The organism is Peribacillus sp. GL_122, from assembly GCF_057835005.1.
On record NZ_CM174415.1, the window covers coordinates 5,620,942 to 5,645,598 of the forward strand.

General features: G+C 40.5%; 33 protein-coding genes, 1 tRNA gene and 1 riboswitch. Of the genes, 11 read left to right on the forward strand and 23 right to left on the reverse strand.

Annotation, left to right across the window (positions count from 1 at the left end; genetic code table 11):
• Window positions 1-22 precede the first annotated feature (22 nt).
• From ybaK to AC3ISB_RS27490, 18 genes are all read right to left on the reverse strand, one after another.
• On the reverse strand, window positions 23-499 hold the full coding sequence (gene ybaK / locus AC3ISB_RS27405; RefSeq protein ID WP_063234213.1) for a Cys-tRNA(Pro) deacylase: 477 nt from the start codon (window positions 497-499) through the stop codon (window positions 23-25).
• Between the two features lie 96 nt (window positions 500-595).
• Window positions 596-2,140: a gluconokinase gene (gene gntK, locus AC3ISB_RS27410; RefSeq protein ID WP_144549252.1), complete on the reverse strand. Its 1,545-nt coding sequence runs from the start codon at window positions 2,138-2,140 to the stop codon at window positions 596-598.
• Between the two features lie 22 nt (window positions 2,141-2,162).
• A complete protein-coding gene (locus AC3ISB_RS27415) occupies window positions 2,163-2,282 on the reverse strand; it encodes a GntT/GntP/DsdX family permease (RefSeq protein ID WP_141992339.1) in 120 nt (39 codons plus the stop codon).
• Between the two features lie 14 nt (window positions 2,283-2,296).
• Window positions 2,297-2,647, reverse strand: a complete 351-nt coding sequence (locus AC3ISB_RS27420; RefSeq protein ID WP_489275141.1) for a GntT/GntP/DsdX family permease — start codon at window positions 2,645-2,647, stop codon at window positions 2,297-2,299.
• A gap of 113 nt (window positions 2,648-2,760) precedes the next feature.
• Window positions 2,761-2,904: a GntT/GntP/DsdX family permease gene (locus AC3ISB_RS27425; protein ID WP_489275142.1), complete on the reverse strand. Its 144-nt coding sequence runs from the start codon at window positions 2,902-2,904 to the stop codon at window positions 2,761-2,763.
• A gap of 132 nt (window positions 2,905-3,036) precedes the next feature.
• Entirely contained in the window at window positions 3,037-3,735 is a 699-nt protein-coding gene (locus tag AC3ISB_RS27430; protein ID WP_480340148.1) for an ATP-binding protein, read from the reverse strand.
• On the reverse strand, window positions 3,732-4,226 hold the full coding sequence (locus AC3ISB_RS27435) for an ECF transporter S component (RefSeq protein ID WP_489275144.1): 495 nt from the start codon (window positions 4,224-4,226) through the stop codon (window positions 3,732-3,734). Before AC3ISB_RS27435 ends, AC3ISB_RS27430 begins: the two co-directional genes overlap by 4 nt.
• A 2-nt stretch (window positions 4,227-4,228) precedes the next feature.
• Window positions 4,229-4,813 (reverse strand): cob(I)yrinic acid a,c-diamide adenosyltransferase, encoded by a 585-nt coding sequence (locus tag AC3ISB_RS27440; protein WP_098370242.1) that lies wholly within the window; start codon window positions 4,811-4,813, stop codon window positions 4,229-4,231.
• Window positions 4,814-4,827: 14 nt separating this feature from the next.
• Complete coding sequence (locus tag AC3ISB_RS27445; RefSeq protein ID WP_480340147.1) at window positions 4,828-5,202, reverse strand: bifunctional adenosylcobinamide kinase/adenosylcobinamide-phosphate guanylyltransferase; 375 nt, start codon at window positions 5,200-5,202, stop codon at window positions 4,828-4,830.
• A 5-nt stretch (window positions 5,203-5,207) separates the two neighbouring features.
• Entirely contained in the window at window positions 5,208-5,825 is a 618-nt protein-coding gene (locus tag AC3ISB_RS27450) for a histidine phosphatase family protein (RefSeq protein ID WP_489275146.1), read from the reverse strand.
• On the reverse strand, window positions 5,783-6,574 hold the full coding sequence (gene cobS, locus AC3ISB_RS27455) for an adenosylcobinamide-GDP ribazoletransferase (protein WP_489275147.1): 792 nt from the start codon (window positions 6,572-6,574) through the stop codon (window positions 5,783-5,785). Before cobS ends, AC3ISB_RS27450 begins: the two co-directional genes overlap by 43 nt.
• Window positions 6,571-7,146: a bifunctional adenosylcobinamide kinase/adenosylcobinamide-phosphate guanylyltransferase gene (locus AC3ISB_RS27460; RefSeq protein WP_141992345.1), complete on the reverse strand. Its 576-nt coding sequence runs from the start codon at window positions 7,144-7,146 to the stop codon at window positions 6,571-6,573. The genes cobS and AC3ISB_RS27460 overlap by 4 nt, the downstream gene beginning before the upstream one ends.
• The gene (gene cobD / locus AC3ISB_RS27465; protein WP_489275148.1) at window positions 7,119-8,192 is read right to left on the reverse strand and encodes a threonine-phosphate decarboxylase CobD; all 1,074 of its coding nucleotides are present in this window, start codon (window positions 8,190-8,192) and stop codon (window positions 7,119-7,121) included. The genes AC3ISB_RS27460 and cobD overlap by 28 nt, the downstream gene beginning before the upstream one ends.
• The gene (gene cbiB, locus AC3ISB_RS27470) at window positions 8,167-9,132 is read right to left on the reverse strand and encodes an adenosylcobinamide-phosphate synthase CbiB (protein WP_489275150.1); all 966 of its coding nucleotides are present in this window, start codon (window positions 9,130-9,132) and stop codon (window positions 8,167-8,169) included. The genes cobD and cbiB overlap by 26 nt, the downstream gene beginning before the upstream one ends.
• A complete protein-coding gene (locus AC3ISB_RS27475) occupies window positions 9,129-10,601 on the reverse strand; it encodes a heme ABC transporter ATP-binding protein (protein ID WP_489275152.1) in 1,473 nt (490 codons plus the stop codon). The genes cbiB and AC3ISB_RS27475 overlap by 4 nt, the downstream gene beginning before the upstream one ends.
• A gap of 6 nt (window positions 10,602-10,607) precedes the next feature.
• Window positions 10,608-11,663: a FecCD family ABC transporter permease gene (locus AC3ISB_RS27480; protein WP_489275153.1), complete on the reverse strand. Its 1,056-nt coding sequence runs from the start codon at window positions 11,661-11,663 to the stop codon at window positions 10,608-10,610.
• Window positions 11,626-12,591 carry an ABC transporter substrate-binding protein gene (locus AC3ISB_RS27485; RefSeq protein ID WP_489277038.1) on the reverse strand — a complete coding sequence of 322 codons (966 nt, stop codon included), beginning with the start codon at window positions 12,589-12,591 and terminating at the stop codon, window positions 11,626-11,628. The genes AC3ISB_RS27480 and AC3ISB_RS27485 overlap by 38 nt, the downstream gene beginning before the upstream one ends.
• Before the next feature lie 182 nt (window positions 12,592-12,773).
• Window positions 12,774-12,948: riboswitch (cobalamin riboswitch) on the reverse strand.
• An 86-nt stretch (window positions 12,949-13,034) separates the two neighbouring features.
• Window positions 13,035-13,883: a polysaccharide deacetylase family protein gene (locus AC3ISB_RS27490; protein ID WP_489277040.1), complete on the reverse strand. Its 849-nt coding sequence runs from the start codon at window positions 13,881-13,883 to the stop codon at window positions 13,035-13,037.
• Between the two features lie 228 nt (window positions 13,884-14,111).
• On the opposite strand from AC3ISB_RS27490, the gene AC3ISB_RS27495 reads away from it, so the two are divergent.
• From AC3ISB_RS27495 to AC3ISB_RS27530, 8 genes are all read left to right on the forward strand, one after another.
• Window positions 14,112-14,185: transfer RNA gene (locus AC3ISB_RS27495), tRNA-Arg, on the forward strand.
• A 175-nt stretch (window positions 14,186-14,360) separates the two neighbouring features.
• A complete protein-coding gene (locus AC3ISB_RS27500) occupies window positions 14,361-15,407 on the forward strand; it encodes a tyrosine-type recombinase/integrase (RefSeq protein ID WP_489275154.1) in 1,047 nt (348 codons plus the stop codon).
• A 742-nt stretch (window positions 15,408-16,149) separates the two neighbouring features.
• Window positions 16,150-17,412: a hypothetical protein gene (locus AC3ISB_RS27505; protein ID WP_489275156.1), complete on the forward strand. Its 1,263-nt coding sequence runs from the start codon at window positions 16,150-16,152 to the stop codon at window positions 17,410-17,412.
• Between the two features lie 470 nt (window positions 17,413-17,882).
• On the forward strand, window positions 17,883-18,182 hold the full coding sequence (locus AC3ISB_RS27510) for a hypothetical protein (RefSeq protein WP_489275158.1): 300 nt from the start codon (window positions 17,883-17,885) through the stop codon (window positions 18,180-18,182).
• A 117-nt stretch (window positions 18,183-18,299) separates the two neighbouring features.
• Window positions 18,300-19,007 carry a hypothetical protein gene (locus AC3ISB_RS27515; protein ID WP_489275159.1) on the forward strand — a complete coding sequence of 236 codons (708 nt, stop codon included), beginning with the start codon at window positions 18,300-18,302 and terminating at the stop codon, window positions 19,005-19,007.
• Window positions 19,008-19,111: 104 nt separating this feature from the next.
• Window positions 19,112-19,480, forward strand: a complete 369-nt coding sequence (locus AC3ISB_RS27520) for a hypothetical protein (protein ID WP_489275160.1) — start codon at window positions 19,112-19,114, stop codon at window positions 19,478-19,480.
• A 99-nt stretch (window positions 19,481-19,579) separates the two neighbouring features.
• Entirely contained in the window at window positions 19,580-19,777 is a 198-nt protein-coding gene (locus AC3ISB_RS27525) for a hypothetical protein (RefSeq protein ID WP_377399237.1), read from the forward strand.
• Window positions 19,778-19,871: 94 nt separating this feature from the next.
• Window positions 19,872-20,393, forward strand: a complete 522-nt coding sequence (locus AC3ISB_RS27530; protein WP_489275161.1) for a hypothetical protein — start codon at window positions 19,872-19,874, stop codon at window positions 20,391-20,393.
• Window positions 20,394-20,607: 214 nt separating this feature from the next.
• On the opposite strand, the gene AC3ISB_RS27535 is transcribed toward AC3ISB_RS27530, so the two are convergent.
• Window positions 20,608-21,213 carry a recombinase family protein gene (locus AC3ISB_RS27535; RefSeq protein ID WP_489275162.1) on the reverse strand — a complete coding sequence of 202 codons (606 nt, stop codon included), beginning with the start codon at window positions 21,211-21,213 and terminating at the stop codon, window positions 20,608-20,610.
• Window positions 21,214-21,547: 334 nt separating this feature from the next.
• On the opposite strand from AC3ISB_RS27535, the gene AC3ISB_RS27540 reads away from it, so the two are divergent.
• The 3 genes from AC3ISB_RS27540 (at window position 21,548) to AC3ISB_RS27550 (ending at window position 23,015) form a co-directional block, all read left to right on the forward strand.
• Window positions 21,548-21,772, forward strand: a complete 225-nt coding sequence (locus tag AC3ISB_RS27540; protein ID WP_489275163.1) for a hypothetical protein — start codon at window positions 21,548-21,550, stop codon at window positions 21,770-21,772.
• A gap of 492 nt (window positions 21,773-22,264) precedes the next feature.
• Window positions 22,265-22,438 carry a hypothetical protein gene (locus AC3ISB_RS27545; RefSeq protein WP_489275165.1) on the forward strand — a complete coding sequence of 58 codons (174 nt, stop codon included), beginning with the start codon at window positions 22,265-22,267 and terminating at the stop codon, window positions 22,436-22,438.
• 133 nt (window positions 22,439-22,571) lie between these two features.
• Window positions 22,572-23,015, forward strand: a complete 444-nt coding sequence (locus AC3ISB_RS27550) for a hypothetical protein (RefSeq protein ID WP_489275167.1) — start codon at window positions 22,572-22,574, stop codon at window positions 23,013-23,015.
• A 29-nt stretch (window positions 23,016-23,044) separates the two neighbouring features.
• On the opposite strand, the gene AC3ISB_RS27555 is transcribed toward AC3ISB_RS27550, so the two are convergent.
• From AC3ISB_RS27555 to AC3ISB_RS27570, 4 genes are all read right to left on the reverse strand, one after another.
• Window positions 23,045-23,329 carry a hypothetical protein gene (locus tag AC3ISB_RS27555; RefSeq protein WP_489275168.1) on the reverse strand — a complete coding sequence of 95 codons (285 nt, stop codon included), beginning with the start codon at window positions 23,327-23,329 and terminating at the stop codon, window positions 23,045-23,047.
• Window positions 23,330-23,488: 159 nt separating this feature from the next.
• A complete protein-coding gene (locus tag AC3ISB_RS27560) occupies window positions 23,489-23,857 on the reverse strand; it encodes a cysteine-rich VLP protein (protein ID WP_489275169.1) in 369 nt (122 codons plus the stop codon).
• Between the two features lie 75 nt (window positions 23,858-23,932).
• Window positions 23,933-24,259 carry a hypothetical protein gene (locus tag AC3ISB_RS27565; protein ID WP_489275170.1) on the reverse strand — a complete coding sequence of 109 codons (327 nt, stop codon included), beginning with the start codon at window positions 24,257-24,259 and terminating at the stop codon, window positions 23,933-23,935.
• Window positions 24,260-24,292: 33 nt separating this feature from the next.
• Window positions 24,293-24,652 (reverse strand): hypothetical protein, encoded by a 360-nt coding sequence (locus tag AC3ISB_RS27570; protein ID WP_489275171.1) that lies wholly within the window; start codon window positions 24,650-24,652, stop codon window positions 24,293-24,295.
• Window positions 24,653-24,657: the final 5 nt, after the last annotated feature.

Sequence of the window (24,657 nt, forward strand, 5' to 3'; positions counted from 1 at the left end):
TGAATACCTAAAGGCAAACAGTTTATTTTATTAGGGCTACAGATTCCGCTTGTGTGACTTCCAGGAATTCTGACGGTTTTAATACGATCTGTGTACCGATTTTCCCTCCACTTACGATGATTTCAGGCAGGTTTGTCGCACTTTCATCAATAAAAGTCGGGTATTGCCTTTTCATTCCGATCGGGGAACAGCCTCCCCGAATGTACCCTGTGTATTTTTGCAGATCTTTAACCGCAAGCATTTCAATTTTTTTTGCACCTGCGGCCTTCGCTGCTTTTTTCAAATCCAGTTCGGTTGCGACAGGGATGACAAATACGTAAAGCTGCTGCGGTCCGTTATGGGTAACAAGCGTTTTGAAAACGGTTTCCGGCGCTTTTCCAATCTTGTCCGCAACAGTGATCCCGTCGATTTTTCCATCGCGGGCATCATAACTCATCATGCCATACTCTATACGTTTGTTATCAAGAATTCGCATTGCATTCGTTTTACTGGCTCCCATAAGAAAATTCCCCTTATCGTTTTCTACCATCTTACCATTTTAAATACCGGGCAAAAAGAAAAGCACAGTGCTTATTCATCTGTGCTTTCCTAAAAATTATTCTAAATGGCGTCTTTGGAAATCAGCGATCCTCTTGTAGTCACCTTCCAATTGCCTGCTCACGGATAAATAAATCGACATTAATTCTTCATACACTTTAACGTTCTCTTCGATCGGGACAAGTTCATTCGTTTCACCAACCATACCCTCAACCTCATCAAGGCTTTCGATTTCGCCTAAAGCGTATAATCCAAGAACGGCGGCACCTAAGCTCGAACTCTCAAAGCTTTCAGGAATTGTCACGTTTTGATTGAATATATCAGCCATGATTTGGCGCCAGAGCTTCGAGCGGACAAATCCGCCGCTTGCATGAATCTTCTCGGGGGCACCAGTCAACTCCTTTACAGCAATAAGGACACTGTACAAGTTATACATCACACCCTCCAGCACTGCCCGGACCATATGGTCACGAGTGTGATGAAGCGCCAATCCAAAGAAGGAGCCCCTTGCATCGGCACTCCATAATGGTGCCCGTTCCCCTGCCATATACGGGTGGAATATCAACCCATCAGAACCAGGTGCAATATTAGAAGCCATATCCGTCAGAATTTCATAGGAGTCCTGTCCCGAAGCCTTCGCTTTTTCAATTTCCACACGGCCCAATTGATCGCGAGCCCATCGGAAAGTGATTCCCCCGTTGTTGACCGGTCCGCCGATTACCCAATGATTCTCAGTAAGGGCATAGCAGAATGTCCTGCCTTTGGGATCGGTAAGCGGCCGGTCACTGACGGTCCTTACCGCACCGCTCGTTCCGATTGTCACTGCCAGAACGCCTGGCTTGATTGCGTTTTGCCCTAAGTTGGCAAGCACGCCGTCACTCGCGCCAATCACAAACGGGGTACCAGCATGAATGTTCATTTTTGCGGCTAATTCCTCACTTAAGCCTGAGAGGATATGCGTTGTAGGGACAAGCGTCGGCAGCTTGTCAGCCCCAATTCCAGCAATGGCGAGTGCCTCTTCATCCCACTTCAGGTCATTCAAGTTGAACATGCCCGTTGCAGAAGCGAGCGAATAATCCATCACATACTCATTGAAAAATTTATAGATGATGTATTCTTTAATTCCTATAAATTTTTCCGTTTCGTTAAAAATCCCGGGATGCTCATTTCTTAACCACATTACTTTCGTGATTGGCGACATTGGGTGAATGGGTGTTCCCGTTCTGTGATACAATTGCATCCCCTGTTCCGAAGCCTTCAAACTCTCCGCATAGGCAACACTTCGATTATCTGCCCATGTAATGCTATTCGTCAGCGGGTTGCCGCCTTTACCAATTGCGATCAAGCTATGCATCGCCGAACTGAACGATATGAAGCCCAGTTCTTGCTTTTCTATTCCGCTTGCAATCATGACCTCGCCTATTGCAATGATGACCGCTTTATAAATTTCCTCGGGATCTTGTTCCGCAACGGAAGGAGTTGGACTATGAAGAGGATATCCCCTCGAACAAGATTGGACAACCTCCCCCCCTTTTGAAAAAAGAACGACCTTCGTACTCGTCGTACCAATATCGATTCCCATCATATAACCTGATTGTCCCATATTTACATCAAGCTCCTTTCTCTTAAACAATTGAATTCAATAGTAAGATTAGGATAAGTGAAACGACTGATATAATCGTATCCATAACCGTCCAAGACTTTAAAATTTGCGCGCCTGTTAAATTAAAAAGCACTTTGATCATCCAAAATCCTGGCTTCACCCCAATTCATTTTCAAATGCACCGCCGGCTCCAATAATCAAGATAATGGATGCAGTTGGGGCGGGGCAGGCGGCCATGAATTGGTTTAGTTCTACTTTATTAAAACCTCTAGCGTAACCTAATGTAAAGAATGAAACCACCACAGAAACCATGAAGGCGATGATTGGTTTTCCAATGAAGACAATCCAATCATTCAATATTGTATCTTCACCAAACACAGCACTGAAATCTCCTATTAATAAGACCGGCATTAAAACCGCGATCAAGGTTATGCCGAAGCCTGGGTGCTCACGGTTATGTATATTGGAGAATTGATCCGCTAGCCCCTCGGGTGCTTGTACATCCATTCTTTTAAATATGCAGGAAACCAAAAGCAGGTCCAGCTAACATGGGAATTCCGATTTTCACCGACTCGCATCGCCTTTCCAAGCATGGTACCTAAACTGACAATGAGTGCTATCTAACCAAAATTATTACCTGCCCCTGTCTGAACAGCATCTGCAACATCCGGAATATCCATACGTGCGATGATCCCTAAAATGACGGAGGCGAGAAGTAACGCAATAAATGTGTGCCATTTTACTTTGGCCATGATAATGATCAAGAAAACTAAACATCTTATTCAATAATTCACGCTAAATCAGGAAAGGAATCCATAAAGGTAAGCTCTCAAAGAAAAAGGCATCGAACCAGTTCATTGTGAACTAAACTCGATACCTGATTCAGTCATGAAATATCATTCACCAATAAAAAGAGTACCGGATCGGTGCTTGATTTCTTCCTCCAGTTGTTCAGGATAAGCAATGAGGAAGCAGGTGGACGGTCCTGATGATTTTGCAATATCGACTTTATTACTTATATGCACAGAAACACCTTCACCACATTGATCCAGATGCTCCCATTCATATGCTATCCCTTTTGAGCCGACTGGAAGTGCCTGAACATCTTCCATTTCACATAGGCTTTTATATAAAGATAACGGCGCGACCCAATCTTGCTGTTCCATTACTTCTTCTCCAACGAGCGGCCTGCCGATCAAAGCTATTTTCCGTAAAGGATGCTGCTTTTTAACGGATTCATTCGCTCGTTTACCAATCACCATAAGTCCAAGTGCTGATTGAAGAAGCGGCATGTTACTTTCAGTGCTGCCTGTAATGGGGAGATCCTCCATTCCCAGTTCATTCAGCCCTTTCCTGACACCCCTGGTCAAGTCCTCCCAGGCTTGATCACCGCAGAAATTATTTAGAACGACGGATACTGGACTCCCGCCAACGCCCAAACATTCCATGACGGCAACCCGAAAGGAATAATATCCAACGACCTCATAAGGGACATGGACAAGATCTTTTTCCTTCAGGCCGATTCCGCCGCTATTATCACTTGAAATAATCAATGAATCTGATTCGGAGAATGGCAAAATCAATGAATCACTCATTCTGCGAGTCCATCTTTAAAAATCATTTTTTTCAAGACAGGCTCCAAGCGTGGCAGTAAAAGGGTAGCCAATACTACATTTACCGCCGTCGCTGCCGTCAATCCCGGAACCAATAACGTGTAAAAACCAGGGCTGATCAGAAATGCGAAAGGCAGGGCTAAAACGAAGGCATTACCGATAAAGAAGAGGAAAAATGCGCCTATTTTTTTTCCGTTTGTATATAAAATGCTAAACATCCATGTCAGGACTGCCATCTCGACCATGATCAAAAAGTGGAATGGCCCAAGTGGCATGCCGCCGAATAACGCTGAAATGATATGACCAAGCCCAGCTACAATAGCCCCCGATACCGGGCCAAGTATGACAGCCGCCAAAAGGGCCGGAAAACTATCCAAAGCGATACTCCCGATCGGGGAAGGGATTTTAATCATTGCCCCTACAGCCGATAAGGCAATGAATATAGCAATTGCACTAATTTTTCTTACATCCATGTTTACTCTTTTTCCTTTCTTTTCCCTCCACGGAATACATTTGCGCTGCGGATATATTCCACATCTTTCACACCAAGACGGAAGTTGATCACACGTGCAACAGCAAAGAAGTAATCCGACAAACGATTTAAATATTGAAGTGATAATGGTGAAACGGCCGCACCAGACTTGATCAATGAAACGACCAACCGTTCCGCCCTTCTTGTAACGGTACGGGCGATGTGAATGGTTGCAGCCGCTTTTGAGCCGCCAGGCAGGATAAACTTTTCCAATTCCGGCGCTTCAAGTATGAAGGCATCTATTCGTTCTTCCAAATAGGTAATGGCCTCCTCCGTCAGCTTTTGTGGGGCCTTCTCGGAAACGGTTGCCAAATCACCGCCGCAGTCAAACAACTCATGCTGGATTTTCTCTAGATCAGCCAGTACATCCTTAAATATCGCTGAATCCAATTCTGTCACCGCAAGACCGATATAGCTATTCACTTCATCCACCGTTCCATAAGATTCAACACGGATATCATCCTTATCAAGCCGACCTCCGATTACGCTTGTTTGTCCCTTATCCCCTGTACGTGTATAAATTTTCATCCCAATTGCCTCCTCTACTTTATTCGCTGGTTAATTCCATACCAGATGATATCAACGCGACTGGATATGGATGCTACATCTTGAAAGACCCATCCGCAGGCATCGCGCCATCTGCGATCTTTTGCTTCGATCGGGACAATGCCTTTGGAAATATCAGAACCGATCACAATGCATTTGTGTTCATCCTTTTCTTTCTCCCATATTCGCCAATCAGCCATGATTTCCTTCCATCTTTTTCGAATCGAATCTGAATCCATCTTTTCTGCATCTTGTTGAATCCATGCATCCAATCCTTGCAATACAACAGTCTTGCCTTGAAAATCAATCAATTCCGGCTGTTCTTTTCGATAACCGGATAGCCAAAGGACATCATTTCCCAAACCATACAATTGCTTTACCCATTTAGTTTTCCCATTATAGGCGCCTCCTGTAACAAAGTGCAGCGTTCTCCCCTCCTTAAGCTTTCCCGGTCTTCCCATATCAGCTCATATCCCCTGCCATGGGAAATTCCCCAATCAAAAAAGGACTTTTCCTTCGGGGCATAGCGGACCAATAAATCACGAATTACCCCTCCATGTGTCATTAGGGCAATTCGGTTCTCCTTACAGGCAGTCAAATGGTTCCAGCCATTATTCACTCGCTCGGAAAATGCCGGATAGCTTTCACCCCCGGGCACAAGGGCCTCCATGGGACGTTCCAGCCAATTAAGATAATCTCGATCTGTCTTCAACTCATGATACGTCCGACCTTCCCAACTGCCGAAGTTCATTTCACGGAACAAAGGGTCTTTGACCGGAACTGCATTTGGAAACAGCAGTCGTGCAGTTTCCACACAGCGGAGCAAATCACTGCTGTGAATTTTTTCATACATTGGATAAGAGCCTCTCAATTCCAGTATTTCCTTTTCTCCTTTGACGCTTAATGGGGAATCCGTCCAGCCTAAATAGGCCTTTCGCTCATTTGCTTCCGTCAGCCCATGGCGAAGTAGTGTAATAGCCACAATATCAGCCATAACCAAAGCTCAACCCCTTCCACGGATGCCCCCAGTACATCCCCCGTTATCCCACCGAACCACCTGACGATTTTACGTTTTATATAAACCAGGAAAAACACCGCAGCCAGACACATGATGAAAAATAAGGTGACAAGCTTAAAATCGATGCTCCAGGCAATCGCCAGACTTAATAGGAGGTACAGCCAATAAATGGGCAAACTGCTTTTCTTTACTGCACTTTGAAAAAAAGCACCTAGCCCCTCTTTTTTAGCCAGCGGCATCCGGATGAGTAAATAACCCATCACACATTTGCTTAAGAGTGGAAGGGCAATGATCAAGAAGTATGTCCATTCATTTACCCTTTCGACAATTTCATAGATAAATAGAAACCGGGCGGCCAATAGGACTATGACGGAGATGACACCGAATGCACCTGTCCTGGAATCCTTCATGATTTCCAATCGCCGCTCTTTATCCTGATAGGAAAAAAAAGCATCACTTGCATCGATCCAGCCATCGAGATGCAAACCTCCCGTTAATGCCATCGTCAAAAACCAAAGGAAAAAGGCAATCGCAAGCGATGACAACGGGGTCCATTCCACGAGCGCATACAAAACACCGCCCAATATCAAACCTAGCAAAAGGCCTACTAATGGAAAGGTTTGAATGGCACGGTGAATATATTTCTTCTCCATCGGAAGCTGCTTCTTTATTGGAAAAACCGTAAAGAACTGCAGGTTAATTAAAAATCCGATCACTCCGCTCATTCCTGCATGCACCCTTTCTTTTGCAACGGAATCCCCGCTTCTACAAGATAGGCCTCATCGGCCTGCCCGACGATCGTTTGATGAAGCTGGCCCAGTGTTTTTCCGTATATATGAAGGAAATCATCCTGGAAAATCGGTTCCTGCACCAGTTCATTGCTCACGACTATTAAACAGCTGGATTGTTTTCTTATCTCATTGATTCCCGTTATTATTTTTGAAAAAACACTATCTAAAAATTCTTCTTCAAGCGGAATACCTGGGCCAAATAGTTCGTTATCAAGCAGGGTTGTCAGACAATCGAGCAGAATGATGGAATCCTGATCAATGTCCTCCCCTATTCTTGTAATATCGGTTGCGTATTCGGAAGTTTTCCAAGCAATCGGGCTGCTTTCTCTATCTTTCCGGTGCCTAAGGATGCGTTCACCCATCTCCACATCACTGATACGGCCACAGGCGAGGTAATGCAAGTTCCCATCCGATTGGAGTGCATACTCCAGCGCTTTTCTTTCTGCGAAGCTGCTTTTTCCGGAACGGACACCCCCGGTTATAAAACAGAGCCTTGCTTTCTCCACTGTCTTACCCCCTCCATCAGTGCTTCGTTATCATGTTCACTCTTCACTGCAAACCGAAGCCACCTTCCATCCAAACCGGGAAAATTATAGGTATGGCGCGGTACGATTCCTTTTTTTAGCAAAAAGGGGAAAAGGGATAAGGATTCATCTTTCACCAAATAAAAATTTACTGTGCTATCGGAGACATGCAACCCTTGCTCCTCATAAAACCGGAATAGTTTTTGCTTTTGCAATGCAATATAGTCTCTTGTCTTTCTCATATAGGCTTCTTCTGCAAGACAGATTTTCCCTACTTCAAGTGCCACATGGTTGACGCTCCAATGCGGTTTATAATTTCTTACCCGTTTTATGATGTCAGGTGCCGCAAGCAAATAGCCCAGTCTCAAACCCGGAATTGCAAAGATTTTAGTCATTGATCTTAGAATGAGTAAATGTGGAAATACATTGATTAAAGAAGCATAACTAAAGGCATCCTCCGTAAAATCATAAAAAGCCTCATCCAGGACAACCAGGCAATCCGCTTTTTGGCATTCAATGATCAATTCCCTAACTGTATCCCGCTTAAATGAAACACCCGTCGGATTATTAGGCGTACATAAGAAAATTGCATCATATTCGGGTAATCGGGGAATCAATCGATCCAAGTCCAATTGCCACTCAGGAGCATCAAGCTGGTGAAAATCGACCTTACTTCCGGCTGCCAAACAAGCTTCTGCATATTCCGCAAATGCCGGCTGAATGATTAGCACCCGTTGATTGGCTAATCCGTTCGCTACCAACATGATTATTTCAGCACCACCGTTCCCCATCAAAACGGATTGCTCAGGAAGTGCTTCTTTTTTTGCAATTGATTTTGTCAGTTCAATGGCATGCGGATCTGGGTATTGAAGGATTCCTTCGAAAAAACCAGACCACTGTTCCTTTATGCGTAAAGGCGGACCCAATGGGTTGATGTTAGCACTGAAGTCGGTAACCGATTCAGGCATTTCGATTTCCAGCACTTCGTAAAGATAATGAGGATTAGAGCCATGAGAAGGTAATAACAAGAATAAGTCCCCCTAGCCATAGCATCAGTAGAAATAGAAAAGATGACTGATGCATGATGGTAATCGTTTTTGGTATATGTTTTGCTTCCAATCGAACAAGCGGAACTCCCATCCTCGCACGGTCGGAAACAATTCCTTTGTACATATTCCGGCCTCCAAGCTGTATTCCCAAAATGGCAGCAACGCCTGCTTCACACCACCCGCTATTCGGGCTTGGATGTTTTTTTGCGTCATTGAATAATATCTTCCATCTGGCACCAAATCCATGATGGCTGGATTTCGAGCTCAGCAACATCAGGAATCCGGTGAGGCGGCTGGGAATCCAGTTGACGATATCATCGAGCTTGGCTGAAGCCCAGCCGAATTGCCCATATTTATCATTTTTGTACCCTACCATGGAATCGCAGGTATTAATCGCCCTGTACACCATCGCGAGCGGCGCACCGCCAAATGCTGCCCAAAACATCGGTGCTGTAATCCCATCACTAGTATTTTCCGCTACGGTTTCCACGGTTCCCCTGACTATTTCGGATTCATCGAGATCAGCAGTATCACGGCCCACGATATAGGAAAGCTTAAGCCTCGCTTCAGGAAAGTCCCGTTCATTAAGCGGAAGGCAAACATCCATCCCAGCTTGCTTCAAGCCCTTCTGAGCTATCGTAGTAGAAATGACAACAGCTTCCCAAATGATACCTGCAAGCGGATGGATCCGATAAGCCAAATAGACGGTAAGACCAGTAATCAGTAACACCGCCGATAAGACGATGATCAACATGAAGAGTCCATTCCGTTTCTTATATGCCCCTCTATTGAATGCCAGATCCAACTTGCTTATCATCGTTCCTATCCATTTGACTGGATGCGGCCAATTTGGCGGATCACCAATTAATAGATCAAGGAAAAACGCCAGCGTAACTGCAAAAAGATGCTGATAAATCATAAATCCTCAATCCGTTTCCGAGTATTCTTTAATGCTTCCACTGTACAATCATAAACACCGCGACTTATCAGCTTCCCTAGCGGAGTGATGGTGCCCGCATATTGAAGCTTTGCACCTCTTTGAGTTGCCGCAATCAAAATGCTGTCTGTCGATGTTCCTGTTGCACATGTATTTGTCACCTTATCCATGACATGCAACTCATGAAGGGCTTTTACTTTTGCCTCGGTCGCAGTAACTATGCTGTGGATGAAAGCCTCTTCTGCCAAATGCCCATTTACGAATACCCAAGTATTTATCGTTCCTGGAGCGGAACTCCAAGAATGCCGGTCTGCTAAAGAAGCGTCGATGGCATTGCCTACACCAGCCGTCACGATAATAAAAACCGAGAAATCTTCAGCTCTTAGTAGCTTGAAAGCAACCGTATCGAGATAGACAGCTGTCATCATCCCTACCGTTTCCTGAGGTTCAAAACCATGAGTCTTTAAATAGTCGGCCATTTCAACATGATGGTCCTCGCAATCATAGCCATGATGGACGTGCCTATTCACAAAATATTTATGCCAGCCCGTCCCTGAACCAGTCACTCCAGAAGACATCGTTCTAAGCGGGATCGGAGAATCCAATTGAATCATTTCAGGACCGACTGTCAAATAAGAACCATCGATTTCCAATGGGATAGTATCATGGCCATGCTTTTCCGGAACGATGAACATCTGCGGTTTCGGAAGGGCGGGATGTGGATGTTTTTCGATCGTCGTATGATATACATCCTGAATCCGTTCCTGTTGGAGCACTTCGTTCGGCACATCAACAACCTGAATCTGCCCTTTCTCAAGCAACATAAGCCGATCACAATATAATCCTGCCAAATTCAAATCATGAAAAATTGAAATAACGGTCAACTTCTGCTCTTTTGCCATTTTCCTCATTAGATCAAGAAGATCTTTTTGATAGGAAAGATCCAAGTGGTTCGTAGGTTCATCCAAAAAAAGGATTTCCGGCTCTTGGGCAAGTGCCTGTGCCAGCAAGACCCTTTGTCTCTCCCCTCCTGATAATCGTTCAAAATGAAGATCCTGAAAATCAGCTACTCCCGTTTGTTCCATAACTCGTTGGACAATCGATTCATCTTCTGCGGACCAACTATGGAACCAACCTGATTGATGGGCATATCGCCCAAGTGAGACCGTCTCTTTTACTGTATAAGAGAAAGCTAATGAGGAATGTTGAGGGAGCACAGCAATGACCTGTGCAAGTTGCTTTGACGAATAATCCTTCAAATCCCTACCTCTTATCCGTACGCTTCCGCCTTTATAATCGAGCACCCCGCTAAGCATGCTTAAAAGCGTCGTTTTCCCGCTGCCATTTGGACCAAGAATCCCGAATAATTCCCCTTTATGTACATCAAAAGAGACAGAGTCCAAAACAGCTTTGTTATGATATCCACCTGTTAACCCTCTTACTTCAAGCATCCGTTTTTACCCTTCTCTCCGTCTCTTTAATAAAATCAGCGCAAATGCAGGTGCCCCGATAAGTGAGGTGATCACCCCGATCGGCAGTTCCGATGGGGCAATGATCGTTCGTGCCACAAAATCCGCCAATATTAAGAATCCGCTTCCTATCAACAATGACAACGGAAGTAAATGTTTATGGTCAGGCCCCCAAATCTTTCGGACAAAATGAGGAATGACCAATCCTACAAAGCCAATCGCCCCCGAAACGGCAACGGCTGCCCCTGTCAATGTCGAACCGGCTATCAAGATCCACATTTTCCGCCGCTTAACATTCACACCTAAGTGCTTTGCCCGGTCTTCCCCGAAAGTCATCGCATTCAATTCACTTGTATTCATGATCAAGATCAATGAACCAATGATAAAAAACGGCAAAATGATTGCAATGTAATTCCATCCGCGCATTGAAACGCTTCCCATCAGCCAGCCGATGATTTGTCTTAATTCATCACCCGTCAGCGCAATCATCAATGAAATGAAGGCACTTAAAAACGAGCTAAAAATGATCCCCGTTAAAATGATCGTTTCCACTTTCATCGATCGATCCATTTTTTTTGCAAACGTCAGTACACAAAGCATCGTGAGCACTGAGCATAAGATGCTCAGTGCCGGAAGAGTATATAAACCGATGAACGGCAGTGAAATATTCAAGAATATTGTCAATACGGCGCCGACCGATGCTCCTGATGAAATACCCAATGTGTAAGGATCAGCGAGCGGGTTCCGGAGCAGTCCCTGAAAAGCCGCACCCGCAATCGCAAGTGATGCCCCGACCAAACCCGCAAGCAATACGCGCGGCAAGCGGATGTTCATCACGATATTCGTAAGCATAACATCCGGATCAGCAGAAATCGGCAAATGGAAAATCTCCTTGCCGATTATTTGCATAAGTACGGGAACCGGTACTGGCACCGAACCAAAGGAAATGCCTATCGTCATTGCGAATAACAAAATTAACAACGCAATCAAATAAACAAACGCCCATTTAGTTGTCAAATTGGTTCGGATAGACTGATTTGGCAAGTTCCTCTACTCCCTCTATTAAACGTGGACCGGAACGGGTCACCAAGTCTGAATGGACATCAAAGACTTGGTCATTCTTAATAGCATTTACGTCTTGCCATCCTTTTCGGCCCTTCACTTCACTTACTGAATCTTTCGTATAGTAACCATACGTTGTAATGATGACATCCGGATTTGCAGCAATCATCGACTCTTCATCAATTTTTGCCCATCCGTCCAATTCTGCAGCAGCATTATCCGCTGAAATAATAGTAAGCATCTCATTCATGAAAGTATTTTTACCAGGTGTGTATATTTCCGGTGAAGGCGAAACTTCCACTAAAACGGTCTTCCTATCCGCTTCCTTTACGGATTTGGCCTTTTCCTGGATATCCTTGAGTTTCGTTTTCATATCCGTAACGATTTCTTCTGCCTTATCATGTTCTCCCGTTGCCTGTCCAATCATCTCAATAGACTTATAGACTTGGTCAAAGCTTTGTGCATCATTGACTACGAGGACATCTATTCCAGCATCCTTAAGTTGCTGTAAACCCTCATTTGAATTATGGGCACTTGATGCATGCGCAAGAACAAGATCAGGCTTCATGGAGACAATCAGCTCCGTGTTCATTTCCATTCCGCCAACTTTTTCAATTTCTTTCGTTTCTTCCGGGTAATTATCATTGTCGGACACACCAACGACCTTTTTGCCCAAACCAAGTGCAAAGACCACTTCCGTATTACTTGGTATCAACGAAACGATTTTCTTCGGTTTTTGTTCTATCGTTACTTTTTCCCCAGTTGCATCTTTAATCGTAATCGGGAAAGCTTCGTGTTGAGCATGATTCGTTTGCTGCTTTTCTTTTCCTTCATCCTTAGCGTCACTGCAGCCAACCATCAAGCCTGCAGTAAGCAACATTAACAGTATCAGACCAAAAATCTTTTTCATTTTCATTCCCCACAATCTTTTCATTTAATTTCTTCCCACCTAAATAAAGAAAAACGCATTGGTTGGAAGATGCCCCCAAAACAAAAAGCACCTCCCGTTAAACGGAAGGTGCTTGCATGGCAACAATATCATTACGGACTCTTTCTTAGGGTCTGCCACACACCTTCCCATCCGCGTAGGTTACAGGTGTACGAATTCTGGCAGGTCTCCTGGCTCATGGTCATCGTTAACGGCACCTTCCCATATCTCATACAGTGGTACACAGCCGTCAGCTCCCATATACAGTGGCGGGACCGCGTTGGCATTTCACCAACTTCCCTTTTAAGTCATTAAGACACCAAATCGTTCATATGTATATAATTTTCACTGCCTTCATTATACACCATGTAAGAATCGATTATTATATGATTTTTCTGAACAAGTACGAAATGACCCTTCCACCTTTAATGCTTTGAAGCATTTTCAATCAGTGACGCAAAACCATCGACTGATAACCCGGGTGAAATCCGAACTCGATGCAGGGCATGCATCCCTTGGTCCCTTGAAGCTCCCCCAGGTTCGGTAGTGACTGCCATCTTGTATCCAGCTTCTTCTGACAGCCTTAGACTCTCTTCATTATACCGGCCAACCGGATAGGAAAGCACTGTCGTGACCTGGCCGAGGATACGGTCGAATAGCTCCTTCGACTGAACCATTTCCGCTTCTTGCTGCACTGCAGTCATGCGGTTCAGCTCCAAATGGTTGATGGTATGGCTTTCGAGCGAAATCCCATTCCTGCTCATCTCCAACATTTGATCTTCAGTCAGGTGATGACCTTTATCAATGGACTTACCGATCATGAAGACAGTTGCTTTCATATCATTTTCTTTTAATATCGGAAAAGCCTCCGTGTAGTTATCTGTATAGCCATCATCAAAAGTAAGCCAGACGCACTTCTCACTTGGCATCCGATTCTCGGTTAAAACAAGGTATGCTTCTTCAGGGGATAATGTATAGTAACCATTCTCCCGAAGCCAAGCCATCTGTGCTCGGAATTCCTCACTTGGAACCCGAAGGCCATTACCTTCAGAAATGCTGTGATACATCAAGATTGGAAGCTGGACAGCGGACTCGGCCGTTACCCAGTTTCCCGTATCGATTTGGCCTTCCAAATCCTGCCCTGCCCCATTCTCAGCCGCTTCGACCACTTCAATGTCTTCTTCCGCAATCGGTGCAGCCGTCTTTATGCCTATACCCTCTAAAATCCCTTGTGAACATCCAGGTAAAATTAAAATCCCCAGCAATGCCACCATCCATAAAACTCTATATCTTTTCACTATCATTCCCCTAATTTTTTCTAGTATAATAGTATCAGAAAACTAGTGGATAATAAAGTATTCCATTTAATGAATTAATAGGAAAACACGAGAGCATAGTGACCTGCTGAGCATTTATGAATATTTTTTTCATAAGTATGTGCTATAAGCTTGAAAAGTTTGCCTATAAGAAATATAATAAATAAGTCGTCGACTTATATATATGTCCCAGTAGCTCAGCAGGATAGAGCGACAGCCTCCTAAGCTGTAGGTCGTAGGTTCGATTCCTATCTGGGACGCTAAAGTTTATAAGCCCTGTTATAATGCGGTTTCTCCGTGTTGTAGCAGGTAATAATTATTGATGTAACCGTAAATGGCTGTATTACGTATGTAGGATAAAAGCACTTCTGAATGTCGGAAACAATGGTGATTCCATTCACTAAAAGTTTTCAATGTTCGGAGGTGCTTTTTTTTGTGGCTAAAAATGTAATTAAACAACGAGGTACTCCCTTGAAGGAACGGAAGCAAACCAGAAAGCCTACTGATAATTTCAAGATTGAATACACGATGCAAGAAGCATTAGATATATTTCTTCGTGCCAAAGTTGCAGAAGGGGTTCGAGACCGAACATTAGGAGAATACAAACATCACATTAAGTACTTAACAGATTATTTAACAGTTAATCACCCTTCTTTTAAACATGTTAGTGATTTAACTCCTTCATTGATAAGAGTTTATATAACTTATTCAAAAGACAAAAAGGTATATGAAGGTGACAAGAAGCGTGAGAAAACCACTACTTTATCAGTAAATACGATAAATATCAGGTTACGTACATTGCGAACCATGTGTAAATTCTGGTTTGAAGAAGGCATAACAACTGATAATCCAATGAAGAATATCAAGAATCTTAAGTTAGATGCTGAAGAAGAAGTAAAAGGTTTTTCAGATGATGAGGTTACATTGATTTTAAATTATTTCAATGAACGCAATTTTGGGGAATGGCGAGATAAGCTTTTAGTTTTGCTTTTGCTTGATACTGGGATGCGAATTAACGAAGCTATTTCAACCAAGATTTCTAATATGGAATTTAAAGAATCATCAATCTTTATACCACCAGAAATAAATAAGAACAGAAAAGGTCGTCACATCCCTGTAAGCCGTGAAGTAATGAGAGAACTTAGAAAGCTACATGATGAATGTATCGTTTATTTTGGAGACCATGAAGCCCTATTTATGAACGCTTACGGTGAACCATTGACTGGTGACACAATCCGAAGAAGATTGCACAAAGTTGGAACTGCATTAGGGATACCAAAAGTACATCCACATAGATTCAGGCATACGTTTATTCGTAATTACATTTTGAATGGTGGTGACTTATTCACCTTACAGAAGATTGTTGACCACTCTAATATCACAACTACAAGAAAGTATGTGCAATTAGATGACCTACACATCAAAGATCAGCACAATAAGTTTTCACCAGTGAGAAAGTATATGAAGCGTAGCAATCGTTAAAAACAGAAAAAGACACAGTGTCATCAGCACCGTGCCAAGAAAACAAAACCTATAAAACTGAATAACTGGACAGCTATCAGTCTTTTAATTACCTTCATCTTATCGAAAAAATTTCGTTAATGCAAGGCGTATTAAGTATTGTCTTTTTTAAGGCATCCTGTTAGTCGTCCTCTTGCTGGAATGCCTACTAATAGCAAGTAAATCTAACCTTGAAAGGTACTGGTTGTAGCCAATGCAGAAAAAACAACCGTAATCACATTAACAGCTTTCCTTGTTTGTTGGTGGTTACTAGGTGAGAACGACCATTAACGGTTCGGTTTGGTTGCTTGGTGCATTACGGTGCAGGTAGCAACAGACAAACGATAATATTCGGCACGTTGGACAAGCATAACGTGTAAAAAGTCTGTTGAGTATGAAAGTACAACATTCAAACAAGGTGATACGGTGGAACCCTCAACAACTCGGTTCAATTCAGTGTTAATGAATGGCTGCTTTTATAGTACTTAATTTTTTTAAGTGCTATAAAGGTAATCATTCTTTTGTCCAATGTTTCCTAGACAATCTGGTTAATTCAGCAGTAATTCAAAACCAAAAGTCAAGACAATCAAGGAAATATAGAACATACCTTATGTAAAATTTAAGATTACTACCTTAAAGATATGTCCTAATTCATGTGAAATTCGCAAGTTGATAAGAGAGTAAGTTAACTCTTACAAAACAGACATGATGAGGGAGATTATATATGCTATTGAAACCAACTCAAAAAAACATTAACATTGTCGATTCAATTATGGGGAGTGGAAAAACTAGCTGGGCAATTCAGTATATGAATGAAGCACCGACTTACCAAAAATTCATTTACATTACACCTTTTAAAACTGAAGTAGAACGAGTTTTATCTTCTGTTAACCGTGATTTTAAGCAACCAGACGGTGATAGTGCTGGTGAAACAAAGCTAGAGGATATTAAACGACTTATCGCTGATGGGGAAAACATTGTTTCCACTCACTCATTATTCAAACGTGTGGATAGTGAAGTTATTGATCTTTTAGAGATGGAAAATTACATTTTGATTTTGGATGAAGTTATGGATGTTATTGAACAAGTTAAGATTTCTAAAGATGATTTAAGTATGCTAATACAAAATAAGGTTATTGAAGTGGACAAAAAAGGGATTGTGTCATGGGAACAAGTTGACTATCAGCAGGGTTACTTCGAAAAGATCCGTAATCTAGCTAATTCCGGCAATCTTATGATGTATCAGGATGAGGCTAATGAACCTATAGCGATTTATTGGACGTTTCCAGTTGAAACCTTTAAATCATTTGAGGAAGTTTTTATCTTAACTTACATGTTTAATGGACAAATTCAACGTGCTTACTTTGATCTTTTTGGTCTCAATTACAATTATAAATCTGTAATATGTAAAAATGAGGAATATAAACTTTCTTCATACATCCCTTATCAGGAAGAGAATCGTTCACATTTAAAGAACCTAATCAACATTTACTACTCATCACCTAGAGATAAGATAGATATAAATAAGATTGGAAAGAAACATTCTTCACTTAGTGTCTCAGATTTAGTGAAAAAGACTAAGAACACTGAAACAAAAAAGCTTATGCGAAACAGTGCCTACAATTTTTATCGCCATAAATGCAGTGTTCCTACAGAAGAAGTCATGTGGACTACCTTCCAAGAGTTTAAGGATAAGGTTACGCCATCAGGATTAAAAGATCACTTTGTCAGTGTTAATGCACGTGCTACTAATGATTATCAACATAAAAGCACATGTATCTATTTAGCTAACAGGTATACCAATCCTGTGATAAAAAACTTCTTTAGCAAACACGAGGTAGAAATAAATGTGGAATTATTCGCATTATCAGAACTGCTTCAATGGTTGTTTCGCAGCCGTATTCGTACTGACCAGCCTATACATGTATATATTCCTTCTATACGAATGAGAACACTGTTGGAACAATATTTAAATAATGAAATTTAGTTACTGTTACTATAAAACATTGCTAGACACTGCCTAGCAAACAAACGCTGAAACCCTTGGTATCACTGGGTTTTTCGGGTATTCCCTTATAAGAAAGATAAATATAAATATAATAAAACCTTCCCAATTACATTACAAGGGATAGCCAAAAACGGCTACCCCTCTCCATGTTAATTTGGCACTAGTAACAAATTCCACTAAGAATCTTATCTATAGTAGTGAGGGTGAAAATCCGAAGGCGAGGCTTTAGCCGAGTATGTTTAGATTTTTATAATATGAATTTCAAGTCAGGTTAATTCAAAGCCTGGCTTTTTTGGTTCAAGAAAGGTGATCTATTATAAACACTCTTTGTTTTTAGTTTAGAATTTCAAAAAAATATTTTATATACAATGTCCTAAAGTGAAATCAAATTGCAAGTACTTAAACATAAGGGGCTTTAAGAAGTCCAAAAAAACTTGGAGGGATACAAAATGAAAACAAAAACGATTATTAAGAATGGAACTATTTTTTCAGGAGAGACTAAAATGGTTAAGGCCTTTCCAGCTTCACTTCGAAGTAACGGTGAGGATACTACAACTACATTTTTATGTTTTGAGGTAATTGATGATAAAGGTCGGCATTTTATAACTGTAAATGATAAAGGAATTGTGGATGATATAGCCATAACCGGGGACGGAGGGGGAAGATTAGTTGATATAAATAATCTTTCCATTAAGGAGTACAAATTTATTATTAGAATGATTGAAGATGCAAAGTATGAATTTAATTGAGATGAACAGAAACGCTGTAAAGGCATTTACTCTAGATTTATATGGCGTTTAATAAAGGAATGGAAGGATTAGAGTCCCTTTTTGTCGAATTAAGTAGGTGAAAAGGGGAATGACATTATGGAGTGGATTTATAAACCTTTTAGCTATACTGCTGTTATTGTTGCAGTCGGATTTTTAATTAAGTACCTTATTCAGAAGAAAATTGATTCCTATTTCAATACGAAATTAGAAGATCACAAAAAAGAATTGGCTGTTATGACCGAAAAGGCTAAGTATGACATAAGTAGAAAGCTATTCGATTTTGAAGCTTATGCAACAAAGAAACACACCATTTATCCTGAGGTATATAAGCGATTGTATCAGGTTCGAAGTCAGTTGGTTGAATTTACTTTTATATTAGGAACATTTCACGGTTTAAATAAAGAACCTGATAAAACATATAATCTTAAGGAATTAATTGAAGATGCTAAAACGCAAAATTCATACAGATTACAACAAATGAAACAATACAATCTTGAGGAATTAGACCTTAAAGGTGAAACCATATACAACAGGGAACTTAATAAATTCGGCACTGAACTTTTTAACACAGTAGAGTATTTTAGAACAAATGAATTATTTTTATCAAAAGAGGTATCAGCATCCTGTAAGGGAACATTGAGGGAGATATCGAACTTACATATATACTTAATCGGAAAAGCATACCAACCTTCTTTTGTAAGTAAGGAAATAGAAAAGGTAGAAAAAAAGGTCGATTCCTTGAAAAAAATCATATACGAAGAGTTGTCGTATAGTCACTTTGAAGAAACTGAAGAAAAAGTATAGCAATCATCTATGGCATCCATTACGGGTGCTTTTTTAATATATTTATATTTCCTATTTATGTATAAAGAGGTAAAATATATATTATAAAAGGAGATGATCTTAAAATGAAATCAATAGAGGAAATAGAACAAGAATATAAAATGGAAGATGAACGAAAATTCAAGTGCTTATTAACAACATGGAGACAAGAATTAGAGAAAGAAAATGAAGAGTTAATAGATACATTGAACAAATTCAAGGAAGAAAGAGTTGAGTTACAAACAAAGATTGCCATTCTATCAGACGTATTAAATCTTCGACGAAGAAGTGACCATTCAATTGATGATGCTAAAATTATAATTGACTATGATGAGATTGATGGTCGCCTTAAAAAATTACAAAGCGAAGAACAACTCAAATTAGAACAGAAATTATCATCAAAGAAATATTACAATAAATTTATAATCCTTAGGATTAACGAAGAAGATTTATAGTAAAAAATTTAAAGCAGCCAATCATGGGTGCTTTCTTTTTATGGGGGGCAGGTAAATAATCTTTTTGGCGAATTAAGTAGGTTAAAAGGGGATGGTTGAATGAGAGTACAAGCTGAATATGTAAAATTTGAACAGGTGGGCAACCGATTGCTACCTCAAAGAGAACATTCATATGAAATTGTTGAAATTGATGAAACACAAGGAAAAGATTTAGACGAGTTAGTAAATGAGGCTTTAAGCGAAAAGTTAAGATTAAGCAAAGATAGATATAAATTTATGAACGCAACAATACTTTAAGGCATCCATTAAGTGTGCTTTTTTTATTTACCGGTAGCAGGACTATCTACCTCTCTGCCGAATTGAAGTATAAGAAACAGGAGGAGGAAACCAAGTGGATAGTAAAGAGGTAGCTAAGGTGATACAAGACAATGCCAAGTGGCTGGAACAGATGAGAAACAGTAGTGGGATATTTAAGGAAGCATTCGAACCGAATAAAATACTCGAATCACTTAAAATGTCAAAATTCCCAATCGCTGATTTTAGTCAACGCACAGAAGTCGATACAAGCAGAATGCAGGCTAATCTGGAAAGTATTCAACAAAGTAAGGCAGAGGAAAGGCAGAGAGAAGCAGAGTATAAAGAATCTGTCTTAAGTTCCTTACAGGGAATTGAGAAAAATACTGCCCTACTAACGGAAATGACCTCCCTCCTTCAAACAAGTAACGAGAAACAGGCTGAAACCTTTGAACTGATGGTTGAAATACTGGAAATCATGAAGAGTAAAGATCAGGAAGAGGCAAATACCAAATTCATGGATGTCATGGGGAAAATCAAAGCCTTTACGGATAATGCAAGTACAGTACAATCTCTAATAGGTATGGCAGGTACAGTATATAACGCATTACCGTTTTAACACCCATTTCAGGGTGTTTTTTTATACCCTCTGCACAACCCGAAATTGCCTACTAAGAGGGGCTGACGCATTGGTACATATAGCTTTCCTTAATTTGAGAGTTGTGAAAAATTGTGCGAAATACCGCTTCAACGCCCTATTTAGACAGCCAACCTGAAAACCTTTTCCCGCACAATGTCCTCCCTGCAAGCAATAAAAAAAGGCTAAACACTGGTCAGAGTGTCGCCTCGTATTCTTTCACCTTCTTATAGAATGTTGCCTTCCTCATGTCCACTTCTTCCATGAACTTTACAGCTGTGATCTTTCCAGCTTTCCATTCCTTGTACAACTTGCCCCACTCTTTAGGAAGTTCTAAAACTGGTCTACCTAAATGCTTACCTTTAGCTTTAGCAACCGCAATACCCTCAGATTGACGCTGTTTAATATTAACTCTTTCCTGTTCAGCCATTGACGTATAAACCTCTATGATGATGTTGTTAATCATATCGATAACCCATTCGTTTCCTGCTGGTACGTCTTGCATGGTGGTAGGAAGGTCGATAATTTTAACCCTGATCCCTTCTTTCTTGAAGTGTTCTAAGTAACTCTTAATCAGGTCTTTATTACGTCCTAGACGGTCAATAGACTTAATGAAAAGTGTATCGCCTTCCCTCATAGCTTTAAGCATGTTCTGAAAGCCTTCACGTTCCATATCCTTACCGCTTGCCTTATCACTGTATATGTATTTCTCGTCCGTTACATAGCCCTTTACAGCTTCATATTGACGGTCTAAGTTCTGTTCCTTAGACGAAACTCTTATGTACGCAAAATTGATTCCCACTGATTAAAACCACCGTTTCTATTTGATAGGCTTAATATACACCAACTGTACATAAAGGTCAATTAGTTTATAGGCGTTCATAAAGGTTTATTTTCAAGACTTAATAGACACTATCTAGGTTGTTTCTTTACCGTCTATTATGGTGTACCTTTGTAGACAACAAAAATAAGATTAACTTAACTTAACTCAACTCAACTCAACTCAACTCAACTCAACTAACTTAAAATTAATTTAAAATATTTAAATATAACACACACTATATACATATGTAAATAATTTTATTGCATTTTTTCATGAAAATTGGTATATTATTTCATGAAATGGAGGGAAATACATGAGAGAAGATTATACGATAAGTTGCATTTTAAAATGTAATGAGACTTTTTATAAAGATTTTGAGGAATTTAAGCAAAAATTAAATAACCTTAGCCCTATTAGTAAACCTTTACGTAATACAGAAGTGCTTAAGTATGTTTTAAAAGAATTTATGGATAACTTTGATAATGAATACAAAGCAGAAAAGAAGATAGAATGGATAAAAGAAATACTAAATAAGTAGGTCTAACCGACATTGTAAGCACCATAATAGAACAATCAAAACTGAACACATTCGAGAGTGCTAGAATGACAACGCAGGAATAAGGGTTGAAGCACTATCAAAAGTGACTATCAAAATAGAATTAGAAAAGGAACGCGATTAACCCCAATGCACCTTGACCTTGTCCGGCTGCCATGAGATCCGTTAACGTCCCAATATGGTGAAGGGATATCCCGGGGTCGAACCACCATAATATACCATCCTCAAGTCTCCGGATAATATTAGCACCATTTTAAAACCTTTTTGTCACAATCAGTGTTGGAGAAGTGGATTTAAAGGACATTAGAAACATCTTGCTGGATAGTTGTATTGCCGATTTGACCAGGGAAGGGGTGTTTACAGAAATCCCGATAGGTTGGACACCTTTTCCCCACTAAAAATTTTTGTGGTGGGCTTGGTTAGGGATAAATGGTATAATGTGGAAAGTTCAATATGTGGGAAAGGGGTGCTTTAATGACCAGATACCGATTGATACACATCCTTATCGTCATTGCGTTCACGGCATGTTTCATCTATAGCGTCGTGGTTAGAACTCCGCAGGGCGTCATAGTAACCTTTTTTGCCGCAATTATAGGGATCGGGTTAATGTTGCTGAATGCCTCAATCAATAGGCACCCCAAAAAATAAGAGGAATTAAGCGATTAACTTAACCACGTCTGATGCTTACAAAACTTACACCAAAGTGTTTCTGTATCTTGGTGAATCAATTTTATCTTTTAAGGGAAACTAAACCAGCAACTAACTTGACGAGGTGATTCTAATGAGAAAGTTTGCTGTTTTAATCTTTACGTCTATACTCATGTTTTCCAATGGTGCTTTAGTGGACGCAAAAGTTCCTAGAATGTTTACGAATGAAAAGGTCATGTATATGAGTACCGAAAGTATATTATTCCTTTTGATTGAACCAAGATTAGATAAAATCGTTAAAGATCAGTACGGAAAGCAAATGATTGTAAATCCAATGAGAGTAAATGAAGCAGGGCTGATAACTAACTCTGTTGGAAAAGATAGCAATGCTGATTCTGGCTGGTTTCAATTAGACATGTTAATACTTGTGGGAGACCCGAGTGAGAATCCTAAAATGGACCGTGTGGTGCTAAAGATTGACGCACCTAATATAGGTCCTGCTAATTCTGAATCCCATTCCAATAGTGACGAAATTGAAGATATTAAAGTTGAGTTAGTTAACTATATAAAAGAATAATGTGATTGGGACAAAAAAAGAATGGGGCTTTAAATTAACCCCATTCGCTTACATTCCTGTATTTTCTGTTTTCTAGTTACACCCGCTAAAACGGTACATTGTTGGTCTAGGTAAAGTTTATCTGGTTCAGATTTTATTGCCTTGAATTGGTCATTGGTAAGCATCTTCTGCCAGTACACTGAACCATCTATGAAAGTGCATTTACAATTTCTTAGTGTTGGCTTCTTGTAAAAGTACATGACATTATTGCTACCTTCACTAACTAAGGGCATTACCATTATGTTTGTGTAGCGTTCTTTCGTATATTGTTCCATTTAATTCTCCCCTTTAAGATTATATTTAACTTTGACTCACAAAGCCTGCTATAGAGGGATTCTTATGAATTTAATAGTGGTTTAGGTATAAACCCCTTACCCCTTCATTTTCCTTCAATTTAACCCCTCAGAAAGCCCATCAAATCAACATTCTTACTTTTAACTTTGACTCACTTTTCGTATACTGTTCCTTTGTTGCTTTAATTGCCTTCGACATGTATCTGAACAAGTTAAAACGTTCTTTGAATCTGTTTTGAATGCTTCATTACACCGCTTGCAAGTACGTTCATATTCACCGATTGATTTCTCTACATAGCTGATTCCGTGTTGCTGTTTGTATTCTTGTTCCAATTCCTTATCTGCTGGTAACACTGAACCCTCGAAATAATCACACGAGATACTCTTTCCGCATTTTGTAAAATAGTCACATGGACCACCGAACACGCAGCCACCATTTATGAAGCTGGCACAGCTATTTTTTGCTAATGATTTAACTTTTCTGTGAGTCGCTTTATCCAGTAAACTCATTCCCCTTACCTCCTCAATAAAATAGAAAAACCTGCTAGCATTAAGCCAACAGGTCATTGAAAATATTGCATTGCTTTAGAAACTAAGCGTCACATTCATATTTGGATTAGTACCGCCTACAATTAAGCTATAACGTACATGATCTTTAAACGAAGCGAACAGTACGCCATGATGTGCGTCTGGAATAGGGAAAGTACCAACCTCGTTAAATGTAACCCCGTCATTAGATTCTTCAAACTTAATCGAAAGAGTAGCATCACCCTCTAAGCCTTCCACATCCACACGTACATTGCATTGTCTATCCAGTGACTTGATTGCCTCACCCGTTTTAGTGGCAGTTACACCAACCTCTTTATACTCGTTTCTGATATCACGCATTCCATAAAATAAATCGTTTAACATTTTCATCCATCCTTTTCTAATTATAGTTTTAATTTATCGTGGTAATTTATCGTTACGAGGCAAGCCAGCACGTGCCCTATCCATAGCTAGTCTAGTTTGTTCCATGATAAATTCTTCTCGTGCCTTTTCTTGGAACTCTCTGTTCTCACGTTCAATATCCATGCGTCTTTGCATAGCCTCACGAACAGCGTCATCATCAACATAAGAACTTTTCTTTTGTTCGTAAATTGACATTCCGCCACTCATGGGAATGATGTTTTCATCACGTCTCATCTTTTCAATAGCTGTACCTATTGCCATACGTTCAATTAACGGTAACTCTTTAATTTGTTCATGGGCCGCTTTGTCACCATGTGCTAATGCTTTAATAAAATCCGGATTAAATTCTGACATAAAAA

Coding starts and splice junctions, on each gene's coding strand:
- AC3ISB_RS27525 (WP_377399237.1), top strand. CDS start 19,580: ATGAGAGTACAAGCTGAATATGTAAAATTTGAACAGGTGGGCAACCGA.
- AC3ISB_RS27550 (WP_489275167.1), top strand. CDS start 22,572: ATGAGAAAGTTTGCTGTTTTAATCTTTACGTCTATACTCATGTTTTCC.
- AC3ISB_RS27450 (WP_489275146.1), bottom strand. CDS start 5,825: ATGGCTGATATTGTGGCTATTACACTACTTCGCCATGGGCTGACGGAA.
- AC3ISB_RS27510 (WP_489275158.1), top strand. CDS start 17,883: ATGAAAACAAAAACGATTATTAAGAATGGAACTATTTTTTCAGGAGAG.
- AC3ISB_RS27565 (WP_489275170.1), bottom strand. CDS start 24,259: ATGTTAAACGATTTATTTTATGGAATGCGTGATATCAGAAACGAGTAT.
- AC3ISB_RS27420 (WP_489275141.1), bottom strand. CDS start 2,647: ATGGATGTACAAGCACCCGAGGGGCTAGCGGATCAATTCTCCAATATA.
- AC3ISB_RS27490 (WP_489277040.1), bottom strand. CDS start 13,883: ATGGTGGCATTGCTGGGGATTTTAATTTTACCTGGATGTTCACAAGGG.
- cobS (WP_489275147.1), bottom strand. CDS start 6,574: ATGAGCGGAGTGATCGGATTTTTAATTAACCTGCAGTTCTTTACGGTT.
- AC3ISB_RS27435 (WP_489275144.1), bottom strand. CDS start 4,226: ATGGATGTAAGAAAAATTAGTGCAATTGCTATATTCATTGCCTTATCG.
- AC3ISB_RS27475 (WP_489275152.1), bottom strand. CDS start 10,601: ATGCTTGAAGTAAGAGGGTTAACAGGTGGATATCATAACAAAGCTGTT.
- AC3ISB_RS27560 (WP_489275169.1), bottom strand. CDS start 23,857: ATGAGTTTACTGGATAAAGCGACTCACAGAAAAGTTAAATCATTAGCA.
- AC3ISB_RS27485 (WP_489277038.1), bottom strand. CDS start 12,591: ATGAAAAAGATTTTTGGTCTGATACTGTTAATGTTGCTTACTGCAGGC.
- ybaK (WP_063234213.1), bottom strand. CDS start 499: ATGGGAGCCAGTAAAACGAATGCAATGCGAATTCTTGATAACAAACGT.
- AC3ISB_RS27515 (WP_489275159.1), top strand. CDS start 18,300: ATGGAGTGGATTTATAAACCTTTTAGCTATACTGCTGTTATTGTTGCA.
- AC3ISB_RS27430 (WP_480340148.1), bottom strand. CDS start 3,735: ATGAGTGATTCATTGATTTTGCCATTCTCCGAATCAGATTCATTGATT.
- cbiB (WP_489275150.1), bottom strand. CDS start 9,132: ATGATTTATCAGCATCTTTTTGCAGTTACGCTGGCGTTTTTCCTTGAT.
- AC3ISB_RS27545 (WP_489275165.1), top strand. CDS start 22,265: ATGACCAGATACCGATTGATACACATCCTTATCGTCATTGCGTTCACG.
- AC3ISB_RS27505 (WP_489275156.1), top strand. CDS start 16,150: ATGCTATTGAAACCAACTCAAAAAAACATTAACATTGTCGATTCAATT.
- AC3ISB_RS27415 (WP_141992339.1), bottom strand. CDS start 2,282: ATGATCAAAGTGCTTTTTAATTTAACAGGCGCGCAAATTTTAAAGTCT.
- AC3ISB_RS27570 (WP_489275171.1), bottom strand. CDS start 24,652: ATGTCAGAATTTAATCCGGATTTTATTAAAGCATTAGCACATGGTGAC.
- AC3ISB_RS27555 (WP_489275168.1), bottom strand. CDS start 23,329: ATGGAACAATATACGAAAGAACGCTACACAAACATAATGGTAATGCCC.
- AC3ISB_RS27520 (WP_489275160.1), top strand. CDS start 19,112: ATGAAATCAATAGAGGAAATAGAACAAGAATATAAAATGGAAGATGAA.
- AC3ISB_RS27540 (WP_489275163.1), top strand. CDS start 21,548: ATGAGAGAAGATTATACGATAAGTTGCATTTTAAAATGTAATGAGACT.
- AC3ISB_RS27440 (WP_098370242.1), bottom strand. CDS start 4,813: ATGAAAATTTATACACGTACAGGGGATAAGGGACAAACAAGCGTAATC.
- gntK (WP_144549252.1), bottom strand. CDS start 2,140: ATGGGACAATCAGGTTATATGATGGGAATCGATATTGGTACGACGAGT.